The 23,220-nt window shown below is 42.3% G+C and carries 18 protein-coding genes; 2 read left to right on the plus strand and 16 right to left on the minus strand.

All coding sequences use genetic code 11. The features are described from left to right. Positions 1-26 precede the first annotated feature (26 nt). The 16 genes from RBH91_RS21795 to RBH91_RS21870 all read right to left on the minus strand — a co-directional run bounded on the left by RBH91_RS21795 (position 27) and on the right by RBH91_RS21870 (position 20,975). Entirely contained in the window at positions 27-1,967 is a 1,941-nt protein-coding gene (locus tag RBH91_RS21795; RefSeq protein ID WP_307892931.1) for an ABC transporter permease, read from the minus strand. Next, positions 1,957-2,718, minus strand: coding sequence for an ABC transporter ATP-binding protein (locus RBH91_RS21800; RefSeq protein WP_307892932.1), 762 nt, complete (start codon positions 2,716-2,718; stop codon positions 1,957-1,959). The genes RBH91_RS21795 and RBH91_RS21800 overlap by 11 nt, the downstream gene beginning before the upstream one ends. Positions 2,719-2,817: 99 nt before the next feature. After that, the gene (locus RBH91_RS21805; RefSeq protein WP_307892933.1) at positions 2,818-3,822 is read right to left on the minus strand and encodes a sensor histidine kinase; all 1,005 of its coding nucleotides are present in this window, start codon (positions 3,820-3,822) and stop codon (positions 2,818-2,820) included. Further along, complete coding sequence (locus RBH91_RS21810; protein ID WP_076759893.1) at positions 3,822-4,511, minus strand: response regulator transcription factor; 690 nt, start codon at positions 4,509-4,511, stop codon at positions 3,822-3,824. The genes RBH91_RS21805 and RBH91_RS21810 overlap by 1 nt, the downstream gene beginning before the upstream one ends. Positions 4,512-4,756: 245 nt before the next feature. Beyond that, positions 4,757-6,166, minus strand: a complete 1,410-nt coding sequence (locus RBH91_RS21815; RefSeq protein WP_076759895.1) for an aryl-phospho-beta-d-glucosidase — start codon at positions 6,164-6,166, stop codon at positions 4,757-4,759. 60 nt (positions 6,167-6,226) lie between these two features. Beyond that, entirely contained in the window at positions 6,227-8,071 is a 1,845-nt protein-coding gene (locus tag RBH91_RS21820) for a beta-glucoside-specific PTS transporter subunit IIABC (protein WP_307892934.1), read from the minus strand. 342 nt (positions 8,072-8,413) lie between these two features. Then, on the minus strand, positions 8,414-8,956 hold the full coding sequence (locus RBH91_RS21825) for a hypothetical protein (protein ID WP_307892935.1): 543 nt from the start codon (positions 8,954-8,956) through the stop codon (positions 8,414-8,416). Positions 8,957-8,977: 21 nt separating this feature from the next. After that, entirely contained in the window at positions 8,978-9,964 is a 987-nt protein-coding gene (locus RBH91_RS21830) for a penicillin V amidase (protein ID WP_307892936.1), read from the minus strand. 132 nt (positions 9,965-10,096) lie between these two features. After that, entirely contained in the window at positions 10,097-11,506 is a 1,410-nt protein-coding gene (locus RBH91_RS21835) for an arabinan endo-1,5-alpha-L-arabinosidase AbnB (RefSeq protein WP_076760266.1), read from the minus strand. Positions 11,507-11,619: 113 nt separating this feature from the next. Then, positions 11,620-13,068, minus strand: coding sequence for a DEAD/DEAH box helicase (locus RBH91_RS21840; protein ID WP_307892937.1), 1,449 nt, complete (start codon positions 13,066-13,068; stop codon positions 11,620-11,622). Between the two features lie 184 nt (positions 13,069-13,252). Further along, positions 13,253-13,552, minus strand: coding sequence for a hypothetical protein (locus RBH91_RS21845; RefSeq protein WP_307892938.1), 300 nt, complete (start codon positions 13,550-13,552; stop codon positions 13,253-13,255). A gap of 186 nt (positions 13,553-13,738) precedes the next feature. Further along, positions 13,739-15,040, minus strand: a complete 1,302-nt coding sequence (locus RBH91_RS21850; RefSeq protein ID WP_307892939.1) for a pyrimidine-nucleoside phosphorylase — start codon at positions 15,038-15,040, stop codon at positions 13,739-13,741. Between the two features lie 27 nt (positions 15,041-15,067). After that, positions 15,068-16,249, minus strand: a complete 1,182-nt coding sequence (locus tag RBH91_RS21855) for a NupC/NupG family nucleoside CNT transporter (RefSeq protein ID WP_307892940.1) — start codon at positions 16,247-16,249, stop codon at positions 15,068-15,070. An 81-nt stretch (positions 16,250-16,330) separates the two neighbouring features. Then, the gene (gene deoC / locus RBH91_RS21860) at positions 16,331-17,002 is read right to left on the minus strand and encodes a deoxyribose-phosphate aldolase (protein ID WP_076759912.1); all 672 of its coding nucleotides are present in this window, start codon (positions 17,000-17,002) and stop codon (positions 16,331-16,333) included. 125 nt (positions 17,003-17,127) lie between these two features. Next, a complete protein-coding gene (locus RBH91_RS21865) occupies positions 17,128-18,066 on the minus strand; it encodes a DNA-binding transcriptional repressor DeoR (RefSeq protein ID WP_307892941.1) in 939 nt (312 codons plus the stop codon). A 149-nt stretch (positions 18,067-18,215) separates the two neighbouring features. Next, a complete protein-coding gene (locus RBH91_RS21870; RefSeq protein WP_307892942.1) occupies positions 18,216-20,975 on the minus strand; it encodes an AAA domain-containing protein in 2,760 nt (919 codons plus the stop codon). Positions 20,976-21,177: 202 nt separating this feature from the next. Between RBH91_RS21870 and RBH91_RS21875 the strand changes: the two genes are divergently transcribed. Both RBH91_RS21875 and RBH91_RS21880 read left to right on the plus strand, forming a co-directional pair. After that, positions 21,178-22,287, plus strand: a complete 1,110-nt coding sequence (locus tag RBH91_RS21875) for a Rap family tetratricopeptide repeat protein (protein WP_307892943.1) — start codon at positions 21,178-21,180, stop codon at positions 22,285-22,287. Further along, on the plus strand, positions 22,284-22,415 hold the full coding sequence (locus RBH91_RS21880; protein WP_094777290.1) for a Phr family secreted Rap phosphatase inhibitor: 132 nt from the start codon (positions 22,284-22,286) through the stop codon (positions 22,413-22,415). Before RBH91_RS21875 ends, RBH91_RS21880 begins: the two co-directional genes overlap by 4 nt. Positions 22,416-23,220 lie beyond the last annotated feature (805 nt).

Here is a 23,220-nt window from a genome sequence, read left to right on the forward strand (position 1 = left end):
GGGCGTTTATTATTTTTAGTCTCTGCTTACAGCGCTGACTTAATCACCTTTTTATAGTAAAGGACCGACAGCAAACCAAAAATAGAATACAGGACGGTATATACAGCCATCACCATGATCATCGGCGTCCACACCTCTGTTCCGAATAGGAACCAGCCGGATTGAACGGCAAAGTAGCTGTGAAAAAGGCCAATGACCAATGGAATGCCGAAGTTATAAATTTGCTTGATGCGTATCCCCTTCAGCAAGTCTCCCCGTGTAAAACCGAGTTTTCTTAAAATGGTATAATTCGGTCTTTCATCTTCACTTTCACCCATTTGTTTAAAATAAAGGATGCATCCCGATGTGATCAGGAACGTTAATCCTAAAAAGCCTACGATAAACATGGCAATGCCATAAATAGATTTTTGAGCGACACTGTAATCAAGGCGTGATAAATGCCGATCGCTTTTATTTACGTTTGCAAAAAGCTCATTTGCTTGCTGAAGCTGACCATCATCTTTCACATTGATCCCAATAAAAACACTCGGTTGCTGCTGCAATTTCGGATCTTTATCATTGTTCAGCTGTTTAAATCGTTCATCATCCACAATGACAACAGGCAATCCCCCGCTGGTAAAGTTATAGGATAAAAGAAACTCCTTTCTCAAACCTAAATAGTTTAATGAATTCGTCTTATGCCGACCGCTGATTGTAATCCTGCCGGAATCTTTTAAAGCCATAAACTTTTGCAGAAGATCGGTATATCCGGAGAAAACCGCGTCTCCCTTCGGCACGTCAATCCCGTCAATCTCTTTATCGCTAACCACTGCGAGCTGTAGTTTCCGAGGATCTCCAGCCATATCTTCAGGTTCTCCTTCTACAATGTTTTCTAAGTTGAAGATCGCTTGTGCTACATGGATTTCTTCTTTGCTATACGAAATGCCATTTTCGTTTAATAACTGCTCATATTGTTTTGCACCCTTTTGATTGGTCATGGCAAAATCAGCCGCTACGGATTGATCAGCTGTTTTCTCCGCGGAATAATACGAAATATAGCATAGGGACAGTAACCCTATTGCCAGCGCGGAAACAGTCGTAATAATCGTCAACAATAAAGCGTTTGATTTCATTCGGAACATAATCGACGAAAGGGATAACACTTCGTAAACATTCAAGTATCCTCCCTTGCTTTTGCGAATGATATTCGAGATAAAGGTGACTGAACCTTTATAAAAGAGGTATGTGCCGATGATGACAGACCCGAGAATCAAGCTCATCACATAGAACAATTCGTTTATCGTTTTGAATTTTCCGCCGAACAGCTCGGTGGAAATATAATATCCAGACAAAATAAACAAGATCCCCAGCAAACCGATCAGCATTTGGAAAACGGATATTCTTTTGACTTGATCTTCCGTAGATGAAGTCGCCTTAAACAAAGATAAAATGCTTTGCTTTTTGATAAATGTATAATTCATGACCATAATCAAAAGGTAGATGACACAGAAGACAATGATGGTTTGGACCAATGCTTCCCAGGAAAAATGCAGTTCCGCTTTCGCTTTAACATCTACAATTTTGAACAAAATCATAAGAGCAAGCTTTGACATCGAAAACCCGGCAAATACCCCAACCAGTAAAGAACCGAAATAAAGCATGATATTTTCCGCGCTCAAGATGCGGAAGATTTTATGCTTCGTCATGCCGATTAATTGAAATAAACCGATTTCTTGACTCCGCCTTTTAATAAAAATCGTATTGGCGTATAAAATAAAGACCGATACCACTGCCACGAGCAAAATAGATGCGGTTTTAATTGCCGCCGCCCCTTTAATCGAAGCTTTCACTTCATTAATCGCAGGGTCATATTGCAGTGTGACAAACGCGAAATAAAGCGCCACGCTGAAAATTAACGCGAACACATAGAGGTAATAATTCCGTATATTTTTTTTCAGGTTGCGAATGATCAGCTGATTAATGTTCATGCTGAACCCCGCCTAACACGCCCTGTGTTTTCATAATATCCTGAAAGAACATCTGCCTGTCCTGGCCGCCTTTATTCAGCTGTGTATAAATTTGACCGTCTTGTATAAAAACCACTCTGCTGCAGAAGCTGGCGGCAACCGGATCATGGGTAACCATAATAATCGTGGCATGACGCTTTTGATTTAAGTGACTCAGCTTATTTAACAAATCCGAGGCCGATTTTGAATCAAGCGCACCGGTCGGTTCATCAGCGAAAATAATGCTTGGTTCATGTATGAACGCCCTTGCGGCTGATGTACGCTGTTTTTGCCCGCCGGAAATTTCATTCGGGTATTTATTCCGCAAATCGTAAATTCCCAATTCCTTCGCTACTTCCTCAAACTTTCGATTGGCTTCTTTTTTAGACATTTTCGTAATCGACAACGGCAGCAGAATATTTTCTTTCACTGTCAGCGTGTCGAGCAAATTGTATTCTTGAAAAATAAAACCTAAATGCTGTTTGCGAAATTCAGCGAGCTGCCTTTCCTTCATATTGGTCATCTCATTCTGGTTAATGGTAATGGTTCCGTCACTCACCTTATCAATAGAGGATAGAACATTGAGCAAAGTCGTTTTGCCAGAACCTGACGCACCCATTATACTGACAAATTCACCCTTTTGAATCTGAATGTCGATTCCCTTTAATACTTCTTGTTTATTGAATTTATTTCCGTAGCTTTTTCGAATTTTATTAGCTTCTAAAATGATCATTTTTATTCTCCTTTAAGTTGGATAATTTTATTATAGAAAGGAGTACAATGGTTTTCCTTCGATTAAGCTAACAAAAAAGAAAAGCATGTGACATTTTTGTCACACGCTTATCACCTGCGCCAATTCATTTCGTTTTGAAAAAATTAGCGTAAAGGTTGTACCAGCCCCCGGAGTTGAGTATACCTCAATCTGTATCAGCAGCGGCTTTGCCGCTTTTTTCGCCAAGTACAGCCCCATTCCTGTAGAAGTTTGGTCATGATGCTCCGTTGTTGATGTAAATCCCTTGTCAAACACGCGTGATATATCTTTGGGATCAATGCCCCGCCCAAAATCTTTCACTTCGAGATACACCTGTTCACCTTGTTCATAGCTTCTAATCAAAATATCAGATGCTTCACTATACTTCACTGAGTTGGTCAACAGCTGTCTGATGATAAAAGAGAGCCACTTCGCATCGCTGAGCACTTCTTCTGCTGCAAGCTGAATATCAAAACCAATCCCTTTTTGAATACACCACGATTGTAAATCTTTAATCTCTTTGAATATTAATGATTTGAGCTCAAGAACCTCTATGGACAGGTCATTTTCGATAAATGACATCCGCTTTTGATGCAGCTGCTGATCGAGAAGCAGGTGGATGCGCAGCCATTCGTATGCCAACTGGGATTTTAACAATTGATCTTCTGTTCTCTCAATGATTAAATGCATAGCGGTTAACGGTGTTTTTACTTCATGTATCCAAGCCATTAGTTCATCTTTTTCATTCTCTAATGCTAAACGGTGCCGTGTTGCCGATTGCTTTAATTGTTCTGTCTGTCCTGTGATGCTTCTCTCAATAATCGATTCAAAAGGCGTTTCCGCTTCACTGATATTTGTGACATCAAGGTTGTTTTCCCATGCTTTAAGACTTTTATAAAACGCTGTTTCCTTCCGGCAGCGAATCAAGACAAAAACAATAAAGATCAGAATAGACACGTAGACCATATAAAGGATCGGCGTTAATGGGATGGACGAATCGACATAGGCAATGAACAGCATAAGGACCTGCTGAAATAAAAACATGGCAATCCAGCTTCGCCTTTCAGTAAAAAACGCTTTGATCATCATACTGATCCTTCTTCTCTCGCTTTATAGCCCTGGCCGATCTTCGTCTCGATATATTGCCCCAGATTCAAGGCATCCAGTTTTTTTCTCAGACGGTTTATATTGACCGTCAGCGTATTATCGCTTACAAAACGCTCATCGTTCCACAAGCTTCTGATCAGCTCTTCCCGGCTCACAATTTTATTTTTTTGTTCAATCAGCTGCTTTAAAATAAACATTTCATTCTTTGTCAGTTCAATGGCGCCTGCCTCATTGCTGACGAGATTTTGTTCGATATCCACGGTCGCTCCGCACCAGGATTTGAGAATATTGGGCTCTGTATTATAGTCATAAACACGACGGAAAATGGCCTGGATTTTGGCAATCAGCACATCAAAATGAAATGGCTTTTGAATAAAATCATCCGCTCCGAGTTTCATTGACATCACCATATCAGCCGGATGATCACGCGAGGATAAAAAGAGAATCGGAACATTTGAACGGGAGCGGATCAACCGGCACCAATGAAACCCGTCAAATTTAGGGAGCTGAATATCAATGATCACGCAATCAGGCTTAATCTCCGCAAATTCTTGCATCACTTGGTTGAAATCCTGAATGCCGTACACATCATATGACCATCCAGTTAAACGTTCTTTCATTTCTTGAAACAGTGATTCATCATCTTCAATCAGCAACAGTTTAAACATCGGACTCACCGCACTTTTTTCTTTTATATGTCAAGTGTATAGCAAAACATTTTCATGTGCTACAGAGAAGGGCCGGCCCTAAAAATCTCATCAAAGAGAAATAAGTTTCACTGTGAACATTCAATCGATTAAACCCTCATCAAAATCCTATATCACCTTTATATTTAAGTTCTGCCCCTCCCCCGTAAAGCTCAATGTATAGTGAAAAAAGCTGCTCCCCTAGGGAACAGCTCTTTATCATTGCCTTACAAACTTTCGCCATTCGTTTCAATCACGTTCTTATACCAGTAAAAGCTTTTCTTCCTCGTTCTCTTCAGCGTTCCTCTTCCTTCATTGTCGCGGTCAACGTAAATATAGCCGTAGCGTTTTTTCATTTCCGCGGTGGAGGCGCTGACCAGGTCGATCGGTCCCCATGATGTGTAGCCGATTAAGTCGACACCGTCTGCGATCGCTTCTCTCACTTCTTTTAAATGGTCGCGTAAATAGTCGATTCTGTAGTCATCCTGGATGGAGCCGTCCTCTTCGACGACATCAACGGCGCCGAGCCCGTTTTCAACAATGAAAAGCGGCTTTTGATAACGATCGTACAATGTATTCAACGTTATACGGATCCCCTTAGGATCGATCTGCCAGCCCCATTCGGAAGATTCGAGATACGGGTTTTTAATTCCGCCGAGCAAGTTGCCTTCCGTTTTTGCCAAGTCTTCCGGATTCGTGCTCGCGACCATTGACATGTAATAGCTGAAACCGATATAGTCGACGGTGTTTTCCTTTAGGATGCCTTCATCATCTTCAGCCATTTCAATCGTAATGTTGTTTTCTTTTAAGAAACGTTTCATATAGCCTGGGTAAGCGCCGTGTGCCTGAACGTCTGAGAAAAACAGCGTTTTTCTCTCATTCTCCATTGCGGCGAGCACGTCTTCCGGCTTTGGCGTCATCGGGTATGTCGTCGTTGCGGCGATCATACAGCCGATTTTAGCGTCCGGAATAATGTCTCGGCCCGCTTTTACGGCAAGGGCGCTGGCGACAAATAGATGATGCGCCGCTTGGTACATCCCATTTAATTTGTTTTCGCCTTCTTCAAACACAAGGCCTCCGCCTGTAAACGGCGCATGCAGAACCATGTTGATTTCGTTGAATGTCATCCAGTATTTCACTTTGTCTTTGTACCGGGTAAAAACCGCTTTCGCAAAACGTTCATAGCATTCGATCACTTTCCGGTTTTTCCAGCCGCCGTATTTTTTAATCAGGCCGAGCGGCATTTCATAATGGGAAATGGTGACCACAGGCTCGATGTTGTATTTTAGGAGCTCATCAAACAGATTGTCGTAAAATTGAAGGCCTTCTTCATTCGGTTCGCTCTCATCGCCGTTTGGAAAGATCCGCGTCCAGGCAATCGATGTACGAAACGCTTTAAAGCCCATTTCGGCAAAGAGGGCGATATCTTCTTTGTAGCGATGGTAAAAATCAATACCTTCATGATACAAGTTCAATGAATCCATTGATTCATCAAAAGGATACATCACCCCGTTCGGTGATACATCGGCTGTAGAAAGTCCCTTTCCGCCGGCATTAAACGCGCCTTCCACCTGATTTGCGGCAACCGCGCCGCCCCATAAAAAACCTTCAGGAAATTTTTTCGCATTTTTACTCATATCATTTCACCTCATCTATAGTTTGTCGGCCAACACCCTTAAAAAGCGGCCTCGCTATTTCTACGTTAACACGATCAGCGCTTCTTCAGGTTTGACGTTTTCAGCAGTTTTCACAGGTTTAACCGATTGATACCGCTCTGTATTTGTGATGATGACCGGTGTAATCAGCTGGTAGCCGGCTTTCTTGATGGCCTCCATATCAAATGAGACAAGCTGGTCACCAGGTGCTACAATGTCTCCTTCCTGTACATGCACCGTAAAATGTTCGCCGTTTAATTTCACTGTATCGATCCCGATGTGAATAATGATTTCCGCACCCTTGTCGCTTGTGATGCCAAGCGCGTGCTTCGTTTGAAAAACCGTTGTAATTGTCCCTGATACCGGTGATACCACTTCACCTTCCTCAGGCTCAATGGCAACACCTTTCCCCATCACTTCTCCGGAAAATGTCGCATCATCCACTTCGCTTAACGCTTTGACTTCGCCTTTCAGCGGGCTTTTGATGATTTCTCCTTCAGCTACATCAGATTGAGATGCTGCAGGAACATCGACTTCATCTGACGGAATGTCTTCAAATCCCAATAAATAAGCGATTGCCGTCGCTGCAAAAAACGCGATGACGATACCGATCGTCGCCTGTATAAAAGTTGGGCCTATAAACGTCGTAATTCCCGGCAAACCAACGTTTCCGCCAATAATATATGCGGCTACACCGGTGACGCCGTAGAAGGCACCCCCGACGGCGGCGCCGAGAAGCGCGGAGACAAACGGTTTTTTCAGCCTCATGTTGACACCGTACATCGCCGGCTCTGTAATCCCCATCAAAGCCGTGATGCTTGTCGTGAGCGACAATGATTTGAACTTCTTATTTCTGGATCGTAAAAAGACGGCAAATGACGCGCCCGCCTGACCCATATTCGCCAAAAACATCGCAGGTATCAGATAATCGTAGCCGTTTTGGGTAATATTGTTGAACATAACCGGAATGAAAGCATAGTGCATTCCTGTCATGACGATCAGCGAGAACGTTCCAGCTAAAAGAATCATGGTTATTATACCGGCGTTTTCAAATAAACCGTTCACACCGATTGACAGATAGTTTCCGGCAATCGCTCCGAGCGGACCGACCGTAATTAATGTGACTGGCACGACAACCAGAAGCGTCAGCGTCGGCACAAAAATCATCTTCAATGATGTCGGGGTGAATCTGTCAATCCATTTCTCCACATACGATGCAATCCAAATCGCAAGCAAGATTGGAATGACTGTTGACGAATAAGTGGCAGCGGTTACAGGCAAACCGATCAAGGAGATGCTTTCTCCGGAACCAAGGAGCGCCGTAAGATCGGGATGCAGAATCGCCGCTCCGATCGCCGCGGCAACATAAGGATTGCTGCCAAACTTTCTTGCCGCACTGACCGCCAGCAAAATCGGCAGGAAGTAAAACGCTCCGTCGCCGATGGCGGATAAAATGGTGTGCACTTGGCTTTCGCTCGACATCCAGCCGAACGTGACGGCGATAGCAATGATCCCCTTGATCATACCAGCCCCGGCAATCGCCGGCAGAATCGGTGTAAATACGCCGGAAATCACATCAAAGATGACGGATAACACATTTTTCTTTTTGCCGCCTTGCTGCAAGCCCGCTTTTTCATCACTGAGTCCGCTATTGGCAATGATCGCTTTATACACTTTTGGCACATCATTTCCAATAATGATCTGAAATTGCTGGCCGCTGATATTCGTGCCCATTACAGCAGGCATATTTTCCAGTTTCACGCGGTCTACCTTCGTGTTGTCATAAAGGTTAAAACGCAGTCTTGTCATGCAATGAATGACGCTTTGTACGTTCTCTTCACCGCCTACGAGTTGTAAAATGTCTTTTGATACTTTATTATAATCCATATGAGTATACCTCCTCTTTGGGGGAATCTGCCGGACTGAAGGTGGCCGCCTTCACCCGGCTTTTTTTATTGTGTTTCTTTGATTAAGATTTTAGTAATTTCGCCTCACCTCCTCATTTCAGGCATAAAAAAAACCTAAATTACGCCAACGCTGACGGGACAATCTCCCGGAACGATGCGTAACTTAGGTTTTGCCTGCTTAGCAGTAACAATCCTTAGGAACTTGGTGCTATTAGTTTGTAACTTTACTTTAGCACCTGCTTTTGTTTATGTCAACGCTTTCATTACGAATGTCATATAAAAATAGAATAGTGAGAATCAATTTACTCCCGGTATAAGGAAACTAAGGCTTTATACCCTTATTTCTCAACTTCTTAGCTTTCGCTGCTTTCCGTCCAAGCAATGAAGGCGCTCTTCTTGTTTTCCTTTGTTTTGTCTGCTTTGTGCCGGCTTCTTCCGGTTCCTGCTGCTTATGAAGAATAAAGCCGGCGACCAGAAAAGGAATACCTGACAAATTTGTGAAAATATTTTTGATGCCCATTGCCAAAATAAAAGAGCCCCACGCCGAATATGGATTTTTTCTAATTTTTATATAGGACGTAATTTCCAGGGCAATAAAAATAAGCGACTGCACTAGAATGCCGATCAGCATGATCAAAATGAAAAGGAGGGCCAAGTTAAACAAAGTGCCCGAGTAAACCATCAATTTAAGCATGTCTACGAAAGTCGCTGCCTGCGTGTAACCGCTCACGACATTTGGATTCCAAACGGTATAAAAGTCAAACTGATGTTTGAAATGAAAAAACGCCAATAAAATCATTAACCAATAAATGATATGTAAGCTGATGCCTAATAAGGTGAGTCTGTTTGCTGCTTTGTTTTGCATGTCGTTCCTTCTTTCATGTCATCATTGAAGCGAGTGGATCGCCTGTTCTTGATTGGCCTGGAACGATTTTAACTCCTTCCTATCCAGGTCTTCTTTCAGTAAGCATACTTTTTGAACCTGTCTATTTTGATAGTGGTGATAATAGTAGCTGCACGTTTCGCTGCACATGACCGCCGTATATTGGGTATAATCATCTTCACCTTGTTCTGTGATGACAACCCCTTTTGGTATATTCATACTGGAGAGAATATGAAAGGCTGCCGATACACCTTCTGTCTCGCCGGAAACAGGCTTTATATGCTCTTTCAAATATGCGGCTCTGATAAAGCGTGATGGCGGCGTGAAATCTCCCGGCAGCCCTGCTAATCCCGAGCCTTGGCCAAAGGCGGACAATGTCAGCTTCCCGACTTTTTTAGCGGTAAACTGCCCCGGCCGCAGCCCAATGTAATTTCTCAAATTGGTCAAATGCCATGGAAATTCCGGACTGTTCGTCAACACACCGACCGGATTATCATGGATTTGGATGCCGTCTGCCGTCGGTTCAACAACGATGCTTCGGCCAGTGCGATCAGATATGAACCAATGGAGCGGCGTTACCGTCTTCAGCAGCTCGACCTCTTTCTCCACAATGGCAAGCGAAGCGACAGCTTTCTCCACATCTTCCACATCACCGCAGCCGGACAGCACCCATGTCACAAATTCATGAGGGGCAATATTATGGCGATGATCTTTCACCTCTTTTTCATATACAGCATAGCCCGGGAAATAAAGTGCGGCACAGGTGAGCCCTTTTTCATTCACACCATCGGCAAATAAAGCATTCTTAAGCCTTCTGCCCATCCCGATAAACGCGTAGGAACCCTCATTTACCTTGCCGTCCGCTTCACTCTCCCATTTGTAATGCCGCGGATGCAGCAGCACTTCTCCATCAAGCTGAAAAGCAAAATCCATTGTTCTTGCCAATAAATGCTCCTGATCAGCGGTTTTCAATGTCATACTTGTACACATTGCACTTCATCCTTTTCGTTTGATATTACACTTAGTTAACAATTTATGTTTAATGTTATCGAATTGGAAAAGATTCGTCAAAAAGAAAGAGTTAAAATGGCCTCCCTGTAGCACGAGGCCATTTTAATCAAATTACTTACTCCCCCAAACCGCATCACCATCACGAGACAACGCACTAAACGTCATGACCTTCCGCTCGGCGTTCGTATCCCACTGTCGCAAAAGCATGCCGTGGTATTTTTTTCCGTCGATGGTCAGTTCAATACGGTTTTTCCCTGTTTTCTTCCATTTCCCTGTTACCTCGCCTGATACTTTACCACTCTGATTTAAACGGATGTCGACCGATTCTTTGATGTCTGCGGAGATGTCTTTCCCATGCCGCACCAATTGGTAGTCTCCAGTCACATCAGATTTTTTCACCTTCCCGAGCTTCTCTCCTGCGTAGCGATGAGGTGTGACGACAGGCCAGCCCTCTTTGTTCATCAACATTTGATGGACGCGGACTTCGTGTTCCTCGCCTCGTTCAGGGAAGCGGGTGTGGAAGATTAAATACGATTTGCCGGTATCCTCATCGTAAAAGGCTGAGTTATGGCCTGGTGAAACATAGCCGCTTTTATTTTCAAACGAGAAATTGCCCATGAGCTTGACCCCGTACGGTTCGATTGAACGGTCGTCAAAAAGCGTGCCTTCTTTGCCGCGCACGTCAATCATCGCATGGCCTTCCGCATCATAATACGGGCCATCAGGATGTTTGGAGCGGGCGACACGGATGTTGTATCCGCCATCAGCAGCGAGGCCCCCGAAGGACATGTACATGTAATAATATTGTGTTTCTGGATTGTAGAGAATGTATGCGCCTTCAATTCGGCTGTGGTTGCCGCCGATCAGCTTTTTGCCATATCCCTGATTCGGCAGAGGCAGCCCGGTTTTCCGGTCCATTTCTAAAATAAAAATCCCGCCGGAGTAGGAGCCATATACCATCCACAGCTTTCCGTCTTTATCAAAGAATGTGTGCGGGTCGACGACATTCGGATGCTTTGTGGCGTCATAAGGAGTTCCGTCATTGCTGATGCCGTCCATTCCCGATTTTAAAAAGATGCCTTGATTTTTGTACGGACCTTCAATGTCGTCTGCGACGGCAAGACCAAGGGCCGATCTCGGCGAATCACCGCGGCAAGCGTTGTAATACATATAAAATTTGCCGTCTTCAAGCTGTGTGACATCCGGCGCCCACAATGTATCGCTCTCCGCCCATTCAAAGGTTTCTTTTAATTCTTCATACACATTGGGAATCAGGGGGTTGTTGTTGTTTACACTTGAAGAAATTTGCGTCCATTGCATGAGATCGGTTGATTTGGCGGAAGCCAAATGAGAGCCGAATACATAGAAAGTATCATTGGCTTTAATGATTGATGGATCATGAACCGTAACTTCCGAAAAAACAGGTTTTTGAGCTTGTGCAAAAGCTGAGCTTGGCATGAAGCAGGCAGTGATGATGAAAAGCAACGCAAGGACTTGAAAGGAACGCTTACTCATATTCATTTGTTCTCCTCTCTTTTGAAACGCTTTCATATTTTGACAATCCATCATATGCTGCTTATCCTTTGTTTATTACGGACAATAAAAAGCTCTCGACAAAGTCGACAGCCTTTAGTTTATCTCTTCCTCGCTATATGCACTTTCAACAATTTCCCTTTCACAGTCGTCTTTTTCATCGCATTTAATACAATGGGGCCTTTGCCGTTTAAAATTTCAACAAATGAACCTTGCTCTTCTACCGTGATAATGCCGATATCATCTGCCGAGACACCGTCGATTTTAGCGATTGTTCCGACGAAATCCACCGCTCTGAGCTTTTTTTTCTTACCTCCGTTAAAATATAATTTCATGATCCCTTTATTTAACTGCTCACTCTTATCTGTTTTTTCTTCAGGCTTCTTATGGATTTTCTTTTGAAACGCCTCTTTTTGCCTTGCAATTTCTCCTTTTGATGGAGCTTCAATAACAGGGATGGCGAAGCCGATATAATCTTCAATTTCGGCTACCCTATTCTTTTCATGTGGTCCGGCAAAGGTAATCGCTTTTCCCCGGCTTCCGGCTCGACCCGTTCTTCCGGTGCGGTGCACATAGCTTTCTTTGTCTAATGGAAGGTCATAGTTGATCACATGTGTCATGTTTTCAATGTCAATGCCTCTCGCCGCTACATCTGTGGCCACTAAATAGCGAAACGCTCCGCGTCTAAAGCGGTTCATAACGTCAAAACGCTCTTCTTGGACCATCCCGCCGTGGATTTTAGCACATGGATAATCCAAACGGGCCAGCCGCTGGTGCAAATCATTCACATGCTCCTGTGTGCGGCAAAACATAATGCAGCTGTCCGGGTTCTCAGCAATTAAAATATCCCGCAACAGTGAAAGTTTATTATTTTCGTTTACGATGATCAACACATGCTCGATGTCTGCGGTTGTCATACCGCTTGCTTTGATCTCGATATTCAAAGGGTTATTCATATATTGATCGGAAAGGTGCTCCACATCCTCCGGAAAGGTCGCTGAAAACAGCATGGTCAGCCGTTCTTTCGGCAGATGGCGAATGATCGTTTCGACTTGATCGATAAATCCCATATTCAGCATTTCATCCGCCTCATCGATGACAAGGTATTTCAGTTTTTCTAAAGGGAGCGTTCCTTTTTCAATGTGATCCAATATACGACCCGGAGTCCCAACGACCACATGGCATTTTTGTTTGAGTTCCGTTTTTTGCCGCTCAAAGGACGATTTTCCGTAAACAGCTGCTGCTTTTATCCTTTTATAGCGGCCTATATTAGTCAAATCTTCTTTGACCTGTGCAGCAAGCTCGCGCGTCGGCGTCAAAATCAGCGCCTGAGGCTTGTTTTCTTCCCATTCGGACAGCTCGCAAAGCGGAATTCCGAACGCAGCCGTCTTCCCGCTTCCCGTCTGGGATTTCACCACAACATCCCGCTGCCTGAGCACTGCGGGAATCGCTTCCCTCTGCACCTCAGTCGGATGTTTATATCCTAAATGATCGAGTGCTTTAATAATATCGGCGCTTAATACATAGTCTCTAAAACTGGCTTTGCTCATGAATGGACTCCTTTTGGTTATATGTTTTCCTGTGATCGATGTTGTATGTGTTTGAATGCGATTATACGATAAAGATTTTTGATTTTAAAAGGTTTTATTTTTTGAAAATAAAAAAAGAGGCTGAAGAAATTCAGCCATCTCATAGAAAAACACACACTAGAATCCAAAATAGTACCCGACCAAATCAGCCTGATTCAGTTTGTGTTTTTTCTTTTTTATGCATCGTTTTCTTTTTGTAGTTTTTAAAGTATTTTAAAAAATAAACGGTGCCAACGATTCCTCCCGTAATAATCGCCAAGATAAAAGAGAGAAACAGCAGACCCAAATATCCCCATCCGAGCGCCTCATCTTGTGAAGGTTCTCCCGTCACGAATAATTGCATGATAAAATACGAAGCAACAGCGTACAGAATAAACGAAATGATAAAAGTAAGAATTAAAATTAAAATACTAACGATAACAGATGCAAATATTCGCTTAGTCACCTTCTAATATCCTCCTGTAGCCTTTGACTATTCGATTATGTAAAAAGATTACAATACAGACCTTTTTCATACTACAGGATGGAATAGAATAGGTAAATGAGAAAAAAGTCTTGCTTTTAGAAAAGAATATTCATTCAATAAAAAAACAGCACATCCCTTTCAGGCGTGTGCTGTTCCCATTCCCTATTATTCAGTAATCACCGTATGCACCAGCTTTGGCGCTTCCGCTTTCTCGGCGATTTGGATGTTTTCGTATACCTTTGTGATGACATCATCGACATTTTCGCGGTTGGCGTAGAGCGTGACCAATGGTTCGCCTTTTTCGACGGCATCTCCGACTTTTTTGCGGAGCATGATGCCGACGGCGAGGTCGATTTTGTCTTCTTTTGTCGCGCGTCCGGCACCTAACAGCATGGCTGCAACTCCGATTTGGTCGGCGACGATTTCTGAAACAACACCCGCTTCTTTGGAAGGGACGTCAATTTTATAAGCGGCCTGCGGCAGTTTTGCCGGGTCATCTGCAACTGAGCTGTCACCGCCTTGATTCTCCAGGAAGTCTTTGAATTTTTGCAGCGCTTTGCCGTTTTTCATCACTTCAATCAATTTCTCTCTTGCTTCATCAAGTGTTTCGGCTTTTTGAGCGAGAACGACCATTTGGCTGCCTAATGTTAAGACAAGTTCATGTAAGTCTTCTGGTCCTTCACCTTTTAATGTGTCGATCGCTTCTTTCACTTCAAGCGCGTTTCCGATGGCAAATCCCAGCGGCTGAGACATATCGGAGATGACGGCCATCGTTTGGCGGCCGACATTATTTCCGATACGAACCATCGCTTTTGCAAGATTGGCGGCGTCTTCGTCCGTCTTCATAAAGGCGCCGGCCCCTGTTTTGACATCAAGGACGATGGCGTCTGCCCCTGCAGCGATTTTCTTGCTCATGATCGAGCTTGCGATCAGCGGGATCGAATTGACCGTCCCTGTCACATCACGAAGCGCATATAGTTTTTTATCAGCAGGCGTCAAGTTTCCGCTTTGTCCGATGACGGCGACCTTGTCACGGTTGACGAGGTCAATGAATTCGTTTTTAGAAAGTTCCACGTGAAACCCTTCAACTGCTTCCAGCTTGTCAATCGTTCCCCCGGTATGTCCAAGGCCGCGTCCTGACATTTTGGCAACCGGCACGTCAAGCGCGGCAACAAGCGGTGCGAGTACAAGCGTTGTCGTGTCGCCGACGCCTCCGGTGGAGTGTTTATCGACCTTGATGCCTTCGATAGCAGAGAGATCGATCGTTTCCCCGGAATTGACCATAGCCATTGTTAAATCGGCGCGTTCTCTGTCTGTCATATCTTGAAAATAGATAGCCATGGCAAGCGCACTGGCTTGATAATCAGGAATGCTGCCATCTGTATAGCCGCCTACGAAGAATTGAATTTCTTCTGTCGTCAATTCTTTTCCGTTTTGTTTTTTTGTGATGATATCGACCATTCTCATTGTGATCACCGATCCTTTTGTCAATGTTTAATAAATCAAGCCGACAACTGTAGCCGTTAAGAAGCTGACAAGTGTGGCACCGTACAATAATTTCAATCCGAAACGGGCGACGACATTTCCTTGCTTTTCATTCAGCCCTTTCACGGCACCGGCGATGATGCCGATGGATGAGAAGTTGGCGAATGAGACGAGGAATACGGAAACAATCGCTTCTGTGCGGCCGCTGAAATGGAATCCGCCTTGCGCGAGCGACTGCATGGCGACAAACTCGTTTGACACCATTTTCGTTGCCATGATACTTCCAGCATTCACAGCTTCGTTCCACGGAATACCTATTAAGAAAGCGAACGGTGCAAACACATATCCGAGCAGTTCTTGGAAGGATATTCCCAATACAGCGCTGAAAATACCGTTGATCATCGCGATAATCGCCACAAATCCGATCAGCATGGCCGCCACGACGACCGCGACTTTAAAGCCATCCATAATGTATTCGCCAAGCATTTCGAAGAAGGATTGTTTTTCCTCTTCCTGCACCTCTACCATATCATGTTCTGGATCCACTTCATAAGGATTGATAATCGAAGCGATGATAAACCCGCCAAATAAGTTCAATACAAGGGCGGTAACCACATACTCCGGTTGAAGCATCGTCATGTAGGAACCGACGATTGACATCGATACAGTGGACATTGCTGAAGCACACAATGTATAGAGTCTGTGCTTCGGCAGCAAGCCCAGTTGTTTTTTCAGTGAAATGAATACTTCAGATTGGCCCAAAATGGCTGACGCCACAGCATTGTAGGATTCAAGCTTCCCCATTCCGTTTACTTTGCTGAGCGCAATGCCTATATATTTTATTATAAACGGAAGGATTCTCCAATATTGAAGAATTCCGATTAAAGCTGAAATAAATACGATTGGAAGAAGTACGGTTAAGAAGAATGTGGATTCATTCACATTCACAAGTCCGCCGAAAACAAAATTCACACCTTCTGCCGCATATTCGAGCAAATAGCCGAAGCCTTTCGCAAAACCGCCGACAAGATAATTGCCGACACCTGTGTTCAGCAAAATATATCCTAATACAAATTGAAGCACAATCATGACGATAACCGGACGGCGTTTCACTCGTTTTTTCCCGCTGCTTACAAGCCAAGCAAGGCCTAAAACGACAATTAAACCAACAATCCCGATGAGATACTTCATTGTTTTGATCCTCCCGAGGATGAATTCGCTTACATTTTTGTTTCATTACACGGGAAGCATAGGCTTCCCGCTAACCTGATCTTAATAGTTGTCTTCGTTTTTCCCTTCCGCTCCGCTGACGATGGAGACCCCGGCACTTGCGCCGATTCGGCTTGCTCCTGCCGATATCATTTTTTCAACATCCTCTTTTGTTCTGATGCCTCCGGATGCTTTTACACCGATGTCAGGTCCGACGGTTTTCCGCATTAAAGCGATATCTTCCGCTGTCGCACCGCCTGTGGAAAATCCGGTTGAGGTTTTCACGAAATCTGCTCCAGCTGCAACAGCCAAGCGGCATGCGCGCTCTTTTTCCTCATCTGTCAACAGACACGTTTCAATGATGACTTTGACAAGGGCTTTTCCCTTGGCCGCTTCCACAACAGCGCGGATGTCGGCTTCAACCAAATCATTGTCACCGTCTTTTAATGCCGCAATGTTGATGACCATGTCAACCTCTGTCGCGCCTTTTGCAATCGCGTCTTTCGTCTCAAACGCTTTTGTCTCAGACGTATTGGCGCCGAGCGGGAAGCCGATAACAGTGCAAACGTCGATTTCCGTGCCCGCCAGCTCTTTGGCCGCGAATTCGACCCATGTCGGGTTGACACAGACTGAAGCAAACTGATAGGTTTTCGCTTCCTCTATTAATTTCTTAATCTCTGCTTTTCGTGTATGCGGTTTCAATGCTGTATGATCAATTTGATTTGCAATCGCCATATACTAGCACTTCCTTTATTTAAGATAGTTTCAGCATAACCGATTTTTGAACAAATGTAAATTATCATATGAAATTTTGTTCAATAGAAAATAAAGTAAAATCCGGGCCGTTTTTCCCGGACGTTTTAATCTTTTAACAGCTCTTTTGCCGTATGCTGATCGATAATCAGGACATTGGCATACTTCCCTTTCAGAGCGCCATGGATACTGGCTGTTTTCCTGATGCCGCCGGCTACGAGAATCGACCGCTCTTTCTGCCTGAGATCAGCCAGTTCAACGCCGATGGTCCGTGCATCGATCGCATCGCTGCAAATGTTTCCGTCCGCATCAAAAAAGCGTGAACAAATATCGCCGACTCCCTGTTTTTTCAGGAGCGCTTTTTCTTTTTCATTAAAATAACCGAGTCTGAACAGAAGGGCTTCATCGCGAACTGTGCCGACCGTAAACAGCGAGATGTTCGCTTGCTTGCCCATTTCAATGATCCGCTTGATATGCCTGTCCTGCTCTACCATCTGTTTGACCTCGGCGTTATCAAACACAACCGGCAGCGGGAGATATCTCGGCATCGTTTGAAAAGCCTCGGCAAACAGCTGAATCGTTTCGGACGAATACGTATTGACATTGGAATGGCTGATTCCGCCTTTTAACTGGACGACCTCTACGCCTTTCACCTGCTTGGCATGCATGTTTTGCGCAATTTGGTACATGGTCGTTCCCCAGCTAACGCCGACGATGTCGCCGTCCTTGACAACGCCGTGCATATACTCAGCGCCATAGCGGCTCAGATCATGCGTAATGGTCGTATAATCGGACGTCGGAGAAAACACGACGTGCGCCTCAAGCAGCCCGTATTTCTCTTCAAGCATCGCGCCGAGCGCATCCATATCCTCAAACGGATCCATAACGCGGATCTGGACATATCCCTTATCTTTTGCATACTGCAGCAGCCTTGATACGGTCGGCCTTGAAATCTCAAGCTGTTCGGCAATTTGCTGCTGGCTGTAATCCGACTGATAATAAAGCCTTGCAGCTTCTATGCTTAATTGCTGTTTTTCCTTGTCCATCACGTGCCTCCCCTTTTGCAACCGTTTTAAACCATATTATATAGGTTGTTGGTCTTTTTCATCCAGATGAACTTTTAAATAAAGATCGCCTTTTGCCCCATGTGTAGCTTGAAATTCTAAAACCTTGCCGCACATTAACATTTGTTGTTTTAACCATTAGTTAAAATTGAATTTAAAAACTCTTTAACTTTATTATATTCGCCACTTTCAATTGTCTTTAATCTGAGCAGAGGTATACCTGATTTTCTAAGAATTGAATCTTTCAACGAATCTCGTCTAGATTGCTCCCTATTAGATTTATTATGATATGCTGCACCATCTACTTCTATTACTCCTGCGGGTTCATTCCCCATTTTATAATGAATGAGAAAATCACAGTGTGCAGAAGTTTGTATAAATTTTTGCTCTTCCGGGCTTAAATGAGATGTCTTTCTCAGTAGATCCTTTAAAAGATAGTCTCTTTGAAAATTGAATTTTTTATACTTATCCTCATCAAATATGTCCCTTAACAGACTGGCAATAATCCGTTCGGATTTAAATTTAGAATCACTGTCCTTTAGCTTTCTTTCCCTTTTAAGAAGCACTTCAGAGAACTCTTTGTATAATAGATCAAAAACTGAAATGACGTTACTCTCATGATAGAGACTTGATTCAGTGTAATATTCCATATAGCGTATTAACTCGGAAATTTCTTTATTGCTTTTTTTGAAAATATCAACATTAGAAACTAAAACAAACCTCTTTTTTGCTCTTGAGACGGCTACATTGATTAATGCACTATCGTCCACAAATTCAATATCTATTTTACGGGCTTTTTTATCAAGAACGGTTGAAAAGATGATTCCGTCACATTCCCGTCCCTGGAACTTATGTACAGTGTTTTTTATAATTTCTTTCTCCATATATTCATTTGCAGCATTGATCTGCCCATTATATGGCGCAATAAAACCAATGTCTTGATAATCGTTTGAAAAAGTCAAATCTCTTATTGTCTCTTCTTGTAATGACTCTATTTCACGTATATTATAACGACTTCCGTTCCCAAAAATCCGCATATGATTTCCCTTTGCAGTTTTAATGAGAACAATTGATGGTTCACTGTTATCATCAGTTTTAGTTAATGGTATCAGCTCACCATTATAATAGCGCTCGTTACAAAACTTTATAATCATTGGATGACACCGATAATGCTCTTTCAACAATGTAACAGGAATGTTTTCTTTAAATACTTCCAAAATTGAGTGAAGCATACTATGTTTTGCATAGTCGAAGCAAGGTTCAATTCCCATCATTCCGGAAGAGATTTTTTGATCTGGAATATGAGGGAGCTGTTTTGTATCCCCTACAATTATTACTTTTTTAGCACAACTGAGTGCAAGTATACCTGGAACCAGCTCTAATTGGGATGCTTCGTCTATGATTAAATAATCAAATAAATAACCGCTAGGAATTGAATCCATCAAAGAAAAAGCAGTACTTAGTACAATTGGAAATCTCCTTTTGAAAATATTAAAATTTGATGATCGTTTATAATTTTTTTGATCAAAATGAACAAAGAAATCTCTCTTTTGAGTTTGATGGATTTTACTCTTAAAATATAAAACAGAATGTTCTTGAATTCGCTTGTTAATTTCTTCAAAGTTCTTTGTTCTCAATGTTTTATTAACTTGCTCTAGTTCATTTTCTAGTTCCATTATTTTTTGATTATAGAATTTATACTGTAGTTCAGTGAGTATTTTTTGTTTTTGTAAACTATCTCCCATAAGTTTAAAATTATATAAACCATAGTAAAGTAAATATTTCATCTTTTTGAAAAATGTCATTCTCTTCTCATTATTCATCACTTCATCAGCCATAAAATTTAAGATCTTTGTATTATCAAATCTATAGAACGGGAGCAGTTTAGGTTCTAAACGTTCTTGAGTTCTCATGTGTTCTTTGAAGTACACTCTTTCCGTTTTAAGATCTTTTATCTGTTGTTTTAAAATGGCTTGTCGGTTTTGAAGCTGAAAAAGATCTTTAATAAGTGCTGTATCCTCAATAATATTATGTAACAGCTCGGATTCTTTTTCTGGTTCAATTGACCAATCATTAATATCGCCTGGGACTTGAGGCAGCTGATTGAAGAATTGTTTCTGATTTTCTTTATTTCCCAGAGAAGCCATAAGAAAGCTGAAACCTGCTTTCTCCAGCTTTTCCTTCACATTAGAAACAGCTGCATTATTATTGGAAATAACAGCTGCTGTTTGACCTTTTATTATGATGTTGGCAATAAGATTTAAGATCGTTTGTGTTTTACCTGTTCCGGGTGGTCCTTCTATGACACTAATCTGTGAAGAAAAAGCAGACTCTACTGCTTGAATTTGACTCAAATTCAGACCAAACGGAAAAATGATATTACGAGCGTCGCCAAGGCTCTTGCTCTTTTTTTCAAAATATGCATAAAGAGCGCTATCTACTCTGATATTTAACGTTTTAAATTGACGTTTTAGAGGAGGAATATCATTTGGCGTTTTATCTTTTTCTTCAGCTACATATCTAAAATAATCTGTATAGTTCTTAAACCGTTTGTTACCCAATATAACCTTTTTAACATCTTTTAAATGATAAATATAAGACCTTTTACTATTTTTAAAAATCACTATCGCATACTTTTCTCCGTAAACGACTATACTTTCAATTCCCTCCTTGATCTCTTGCTTTAAAAAAACCTGTTCGTCTTCTCCGATTTTTATTTTACGGACAGGTCTGATTCTGCATCTTTCTAAACTCCAGTACTGATATCCTCCTGTTTTTAAAGTTACTTTAATGTAATGTTCATTATTCTCTTGGCGTTTGATCAATTTCCAATCTGATATTCGATCTGTCCAATCTTCATGGTCTTTAATTATTGTTGCGGAATTCTCCATAAAACCCTCCAGCTATCCCTTTCATTGGTATTCTCTATTATATTATAAATTTAAGAAGTATGATCAAAATATTCCAACTTAATTATTTCCATGACATGTTGACTATAGTAAACTTGTTCTCTTTACAACTATTAATATGCCATTATTATGATAAAATGGGTAATGTAGGGTGGTTATTATCTTGGTGAATGGAGGGTAAAGAGTGGCAGCAAAAATTGCGTTCGAAGCAGTGGGTAACAGCTTGAATCAATGGTATGGGCTGATCAGACAGAGCAATATCGCCGAAGCGGCCGCCATGAGAGAAGAGATCAAAAGGACGCTTGAGACGATGGAAGAAAATCAGGACGTTCTTTTGTACTTCAACCTCATTGATTCGCGATTTAAGCTGTTGACAGAACGATATGAAGAATCCGGGACACTCTTAAAAAACATCACGAGAACGCCGGAAGAAATCGGTACAGACAACATGATTCAATATTATTTCTACTTTTTCGGCGGTATGTATGAGTTTTATAAAAAAAATTTCACCGCTGCCATTAACTTTTACAAAATCGCTGAGCATTCGCTGCACAAAATTCCCGACGAAATCGAATTAGCCGAATTTCACTATCATCTGTCCATTGCTTATTATGAAATCAGACAAAATTTCTTTTCAATTAATCATGCTGGAAAAGCGCTCGAAAGCTTTTTGGCAATTGATCATTATGAGCAGCGGGCCGCCTCCGCCCAAATGATTATTGCGGCTAACAAGCTGGATCTTTTCCAATACGAAGCAGCTGAAAGGCTGTTTAAAAAAGCGATCAAAATGGCAGCCGATACCGGGCAAAGTTTTGCTGAAGCCCTCGGATACCACAATCTCGGCATTTGCTATGAGAGGCAGGAAAAGCTTGATTCAGCCCAAGAATCATTTGAATCAGCCTTCAGCACCTTAGAACAGCTTCACTCAAAACTCTCCACACTCAGAACTTCCTACATGTTGGCACGAGTTTTATTCAAAAAAGGTCTGATCGAAGAAGCATCCGGATGGTACGAAAAAGCTGTCAAACTCGCAACAGAGTTGAATGAAAAAACATATCAAGCCAAACTATTGGTTATCCACTCCATTTATAAAGAGCAAAATGAAGCACTACTTGACAAGGGCTTGGACGTGCTGCGAGGCAAAAGGCTTTGGTCAGACGCGGCAGACTTAGCCATCAATGCAGCCAGATACTTCAAAAGAAAGAATTGCCTTGAACAAGCGGCGAAATATTTTGATGAAGGAATCATCGCTCGGGACAACATTCAAACAAGAAAGGAGGAACTGAACCGATGAAAAAAATGCTTTTAGGGCTGGCGATTGCAGGCGTTGTTGTCACTGGTGTTCTCAATTTTGCACCACAAGGTGATGCCGAATTTGCCGCAGGCGAATTTAAAACAACGGAAAACTGCTGGTTTGGGTAATCGTTTGATGAATGTTGAAAACGGGAGAAAGTTGGCGGCCACCCAACTTTCTCTTCACACTAGACTATCTTTTTAGATATTCGAGTAAATCACAATCTACATAAAAAGAGTCTCTCCAAATTTGAACTCTTTTGTTTACCGAATCGTACACGTGTGGATATGCATCCCTGACCCATACGTACTCAGCAGTGCTGAGAAAAGGATTGCCGCCACAGCTCACACCGTCTTCCTGAACTTCAATTTCCCCCATGATAGTTATAGCAATATCATGAATAAAATGAAAAGCTGTAGCATTTTATTAACTTTTCATAAAAAGATATGTGCAAAAATACATTGTATATAAAATAATGCTGCCGGTCCTCCTTGCACGTCTAAACTCCTTCAAGTACAGACGCCAGAACGCATCAGCCCCTTTTTTGTCTTCAGCCGCTCACTTGCTCTATCAAAAACGGATGATATGCAATGCAGCAGTGACAGCTATACACCTATTTTTTCTTTCAAAAGTCTTCAAAAAGACACACCTCCCCTTACTCACCATTCAAAATGAGTGTTGATCTGATTGCCTCCTATGATCAAAAACCCCGGCACTACAATTGGTTATTTTTACATTCCCACACGAAAGAGAAATGATGAGATCATATTCTTACTAAAAAAATCTGTTCATGATGGGTGAAAAGATTTATTATAAGTCTTTAATCCCTGTTTATTAATAGTTCAAAAAGATTAAAAAAACCTAGCAATCTCCATTTTTTCATATATAATAAATGAAATATGTCACGATTTATTCTCAAAACTTTAACATTCA

Origin of the sequence: Bacillus swezeyi, assembly GCF_030908325.1 — a bacterium.
In the GTDB taxonomy this organism is placed as follows: domain Bacteria; phylum Bacillota; class Bacilli; order Bacillales; family Bacillaceae; genus Bacillus; species Bacillus swezeyi.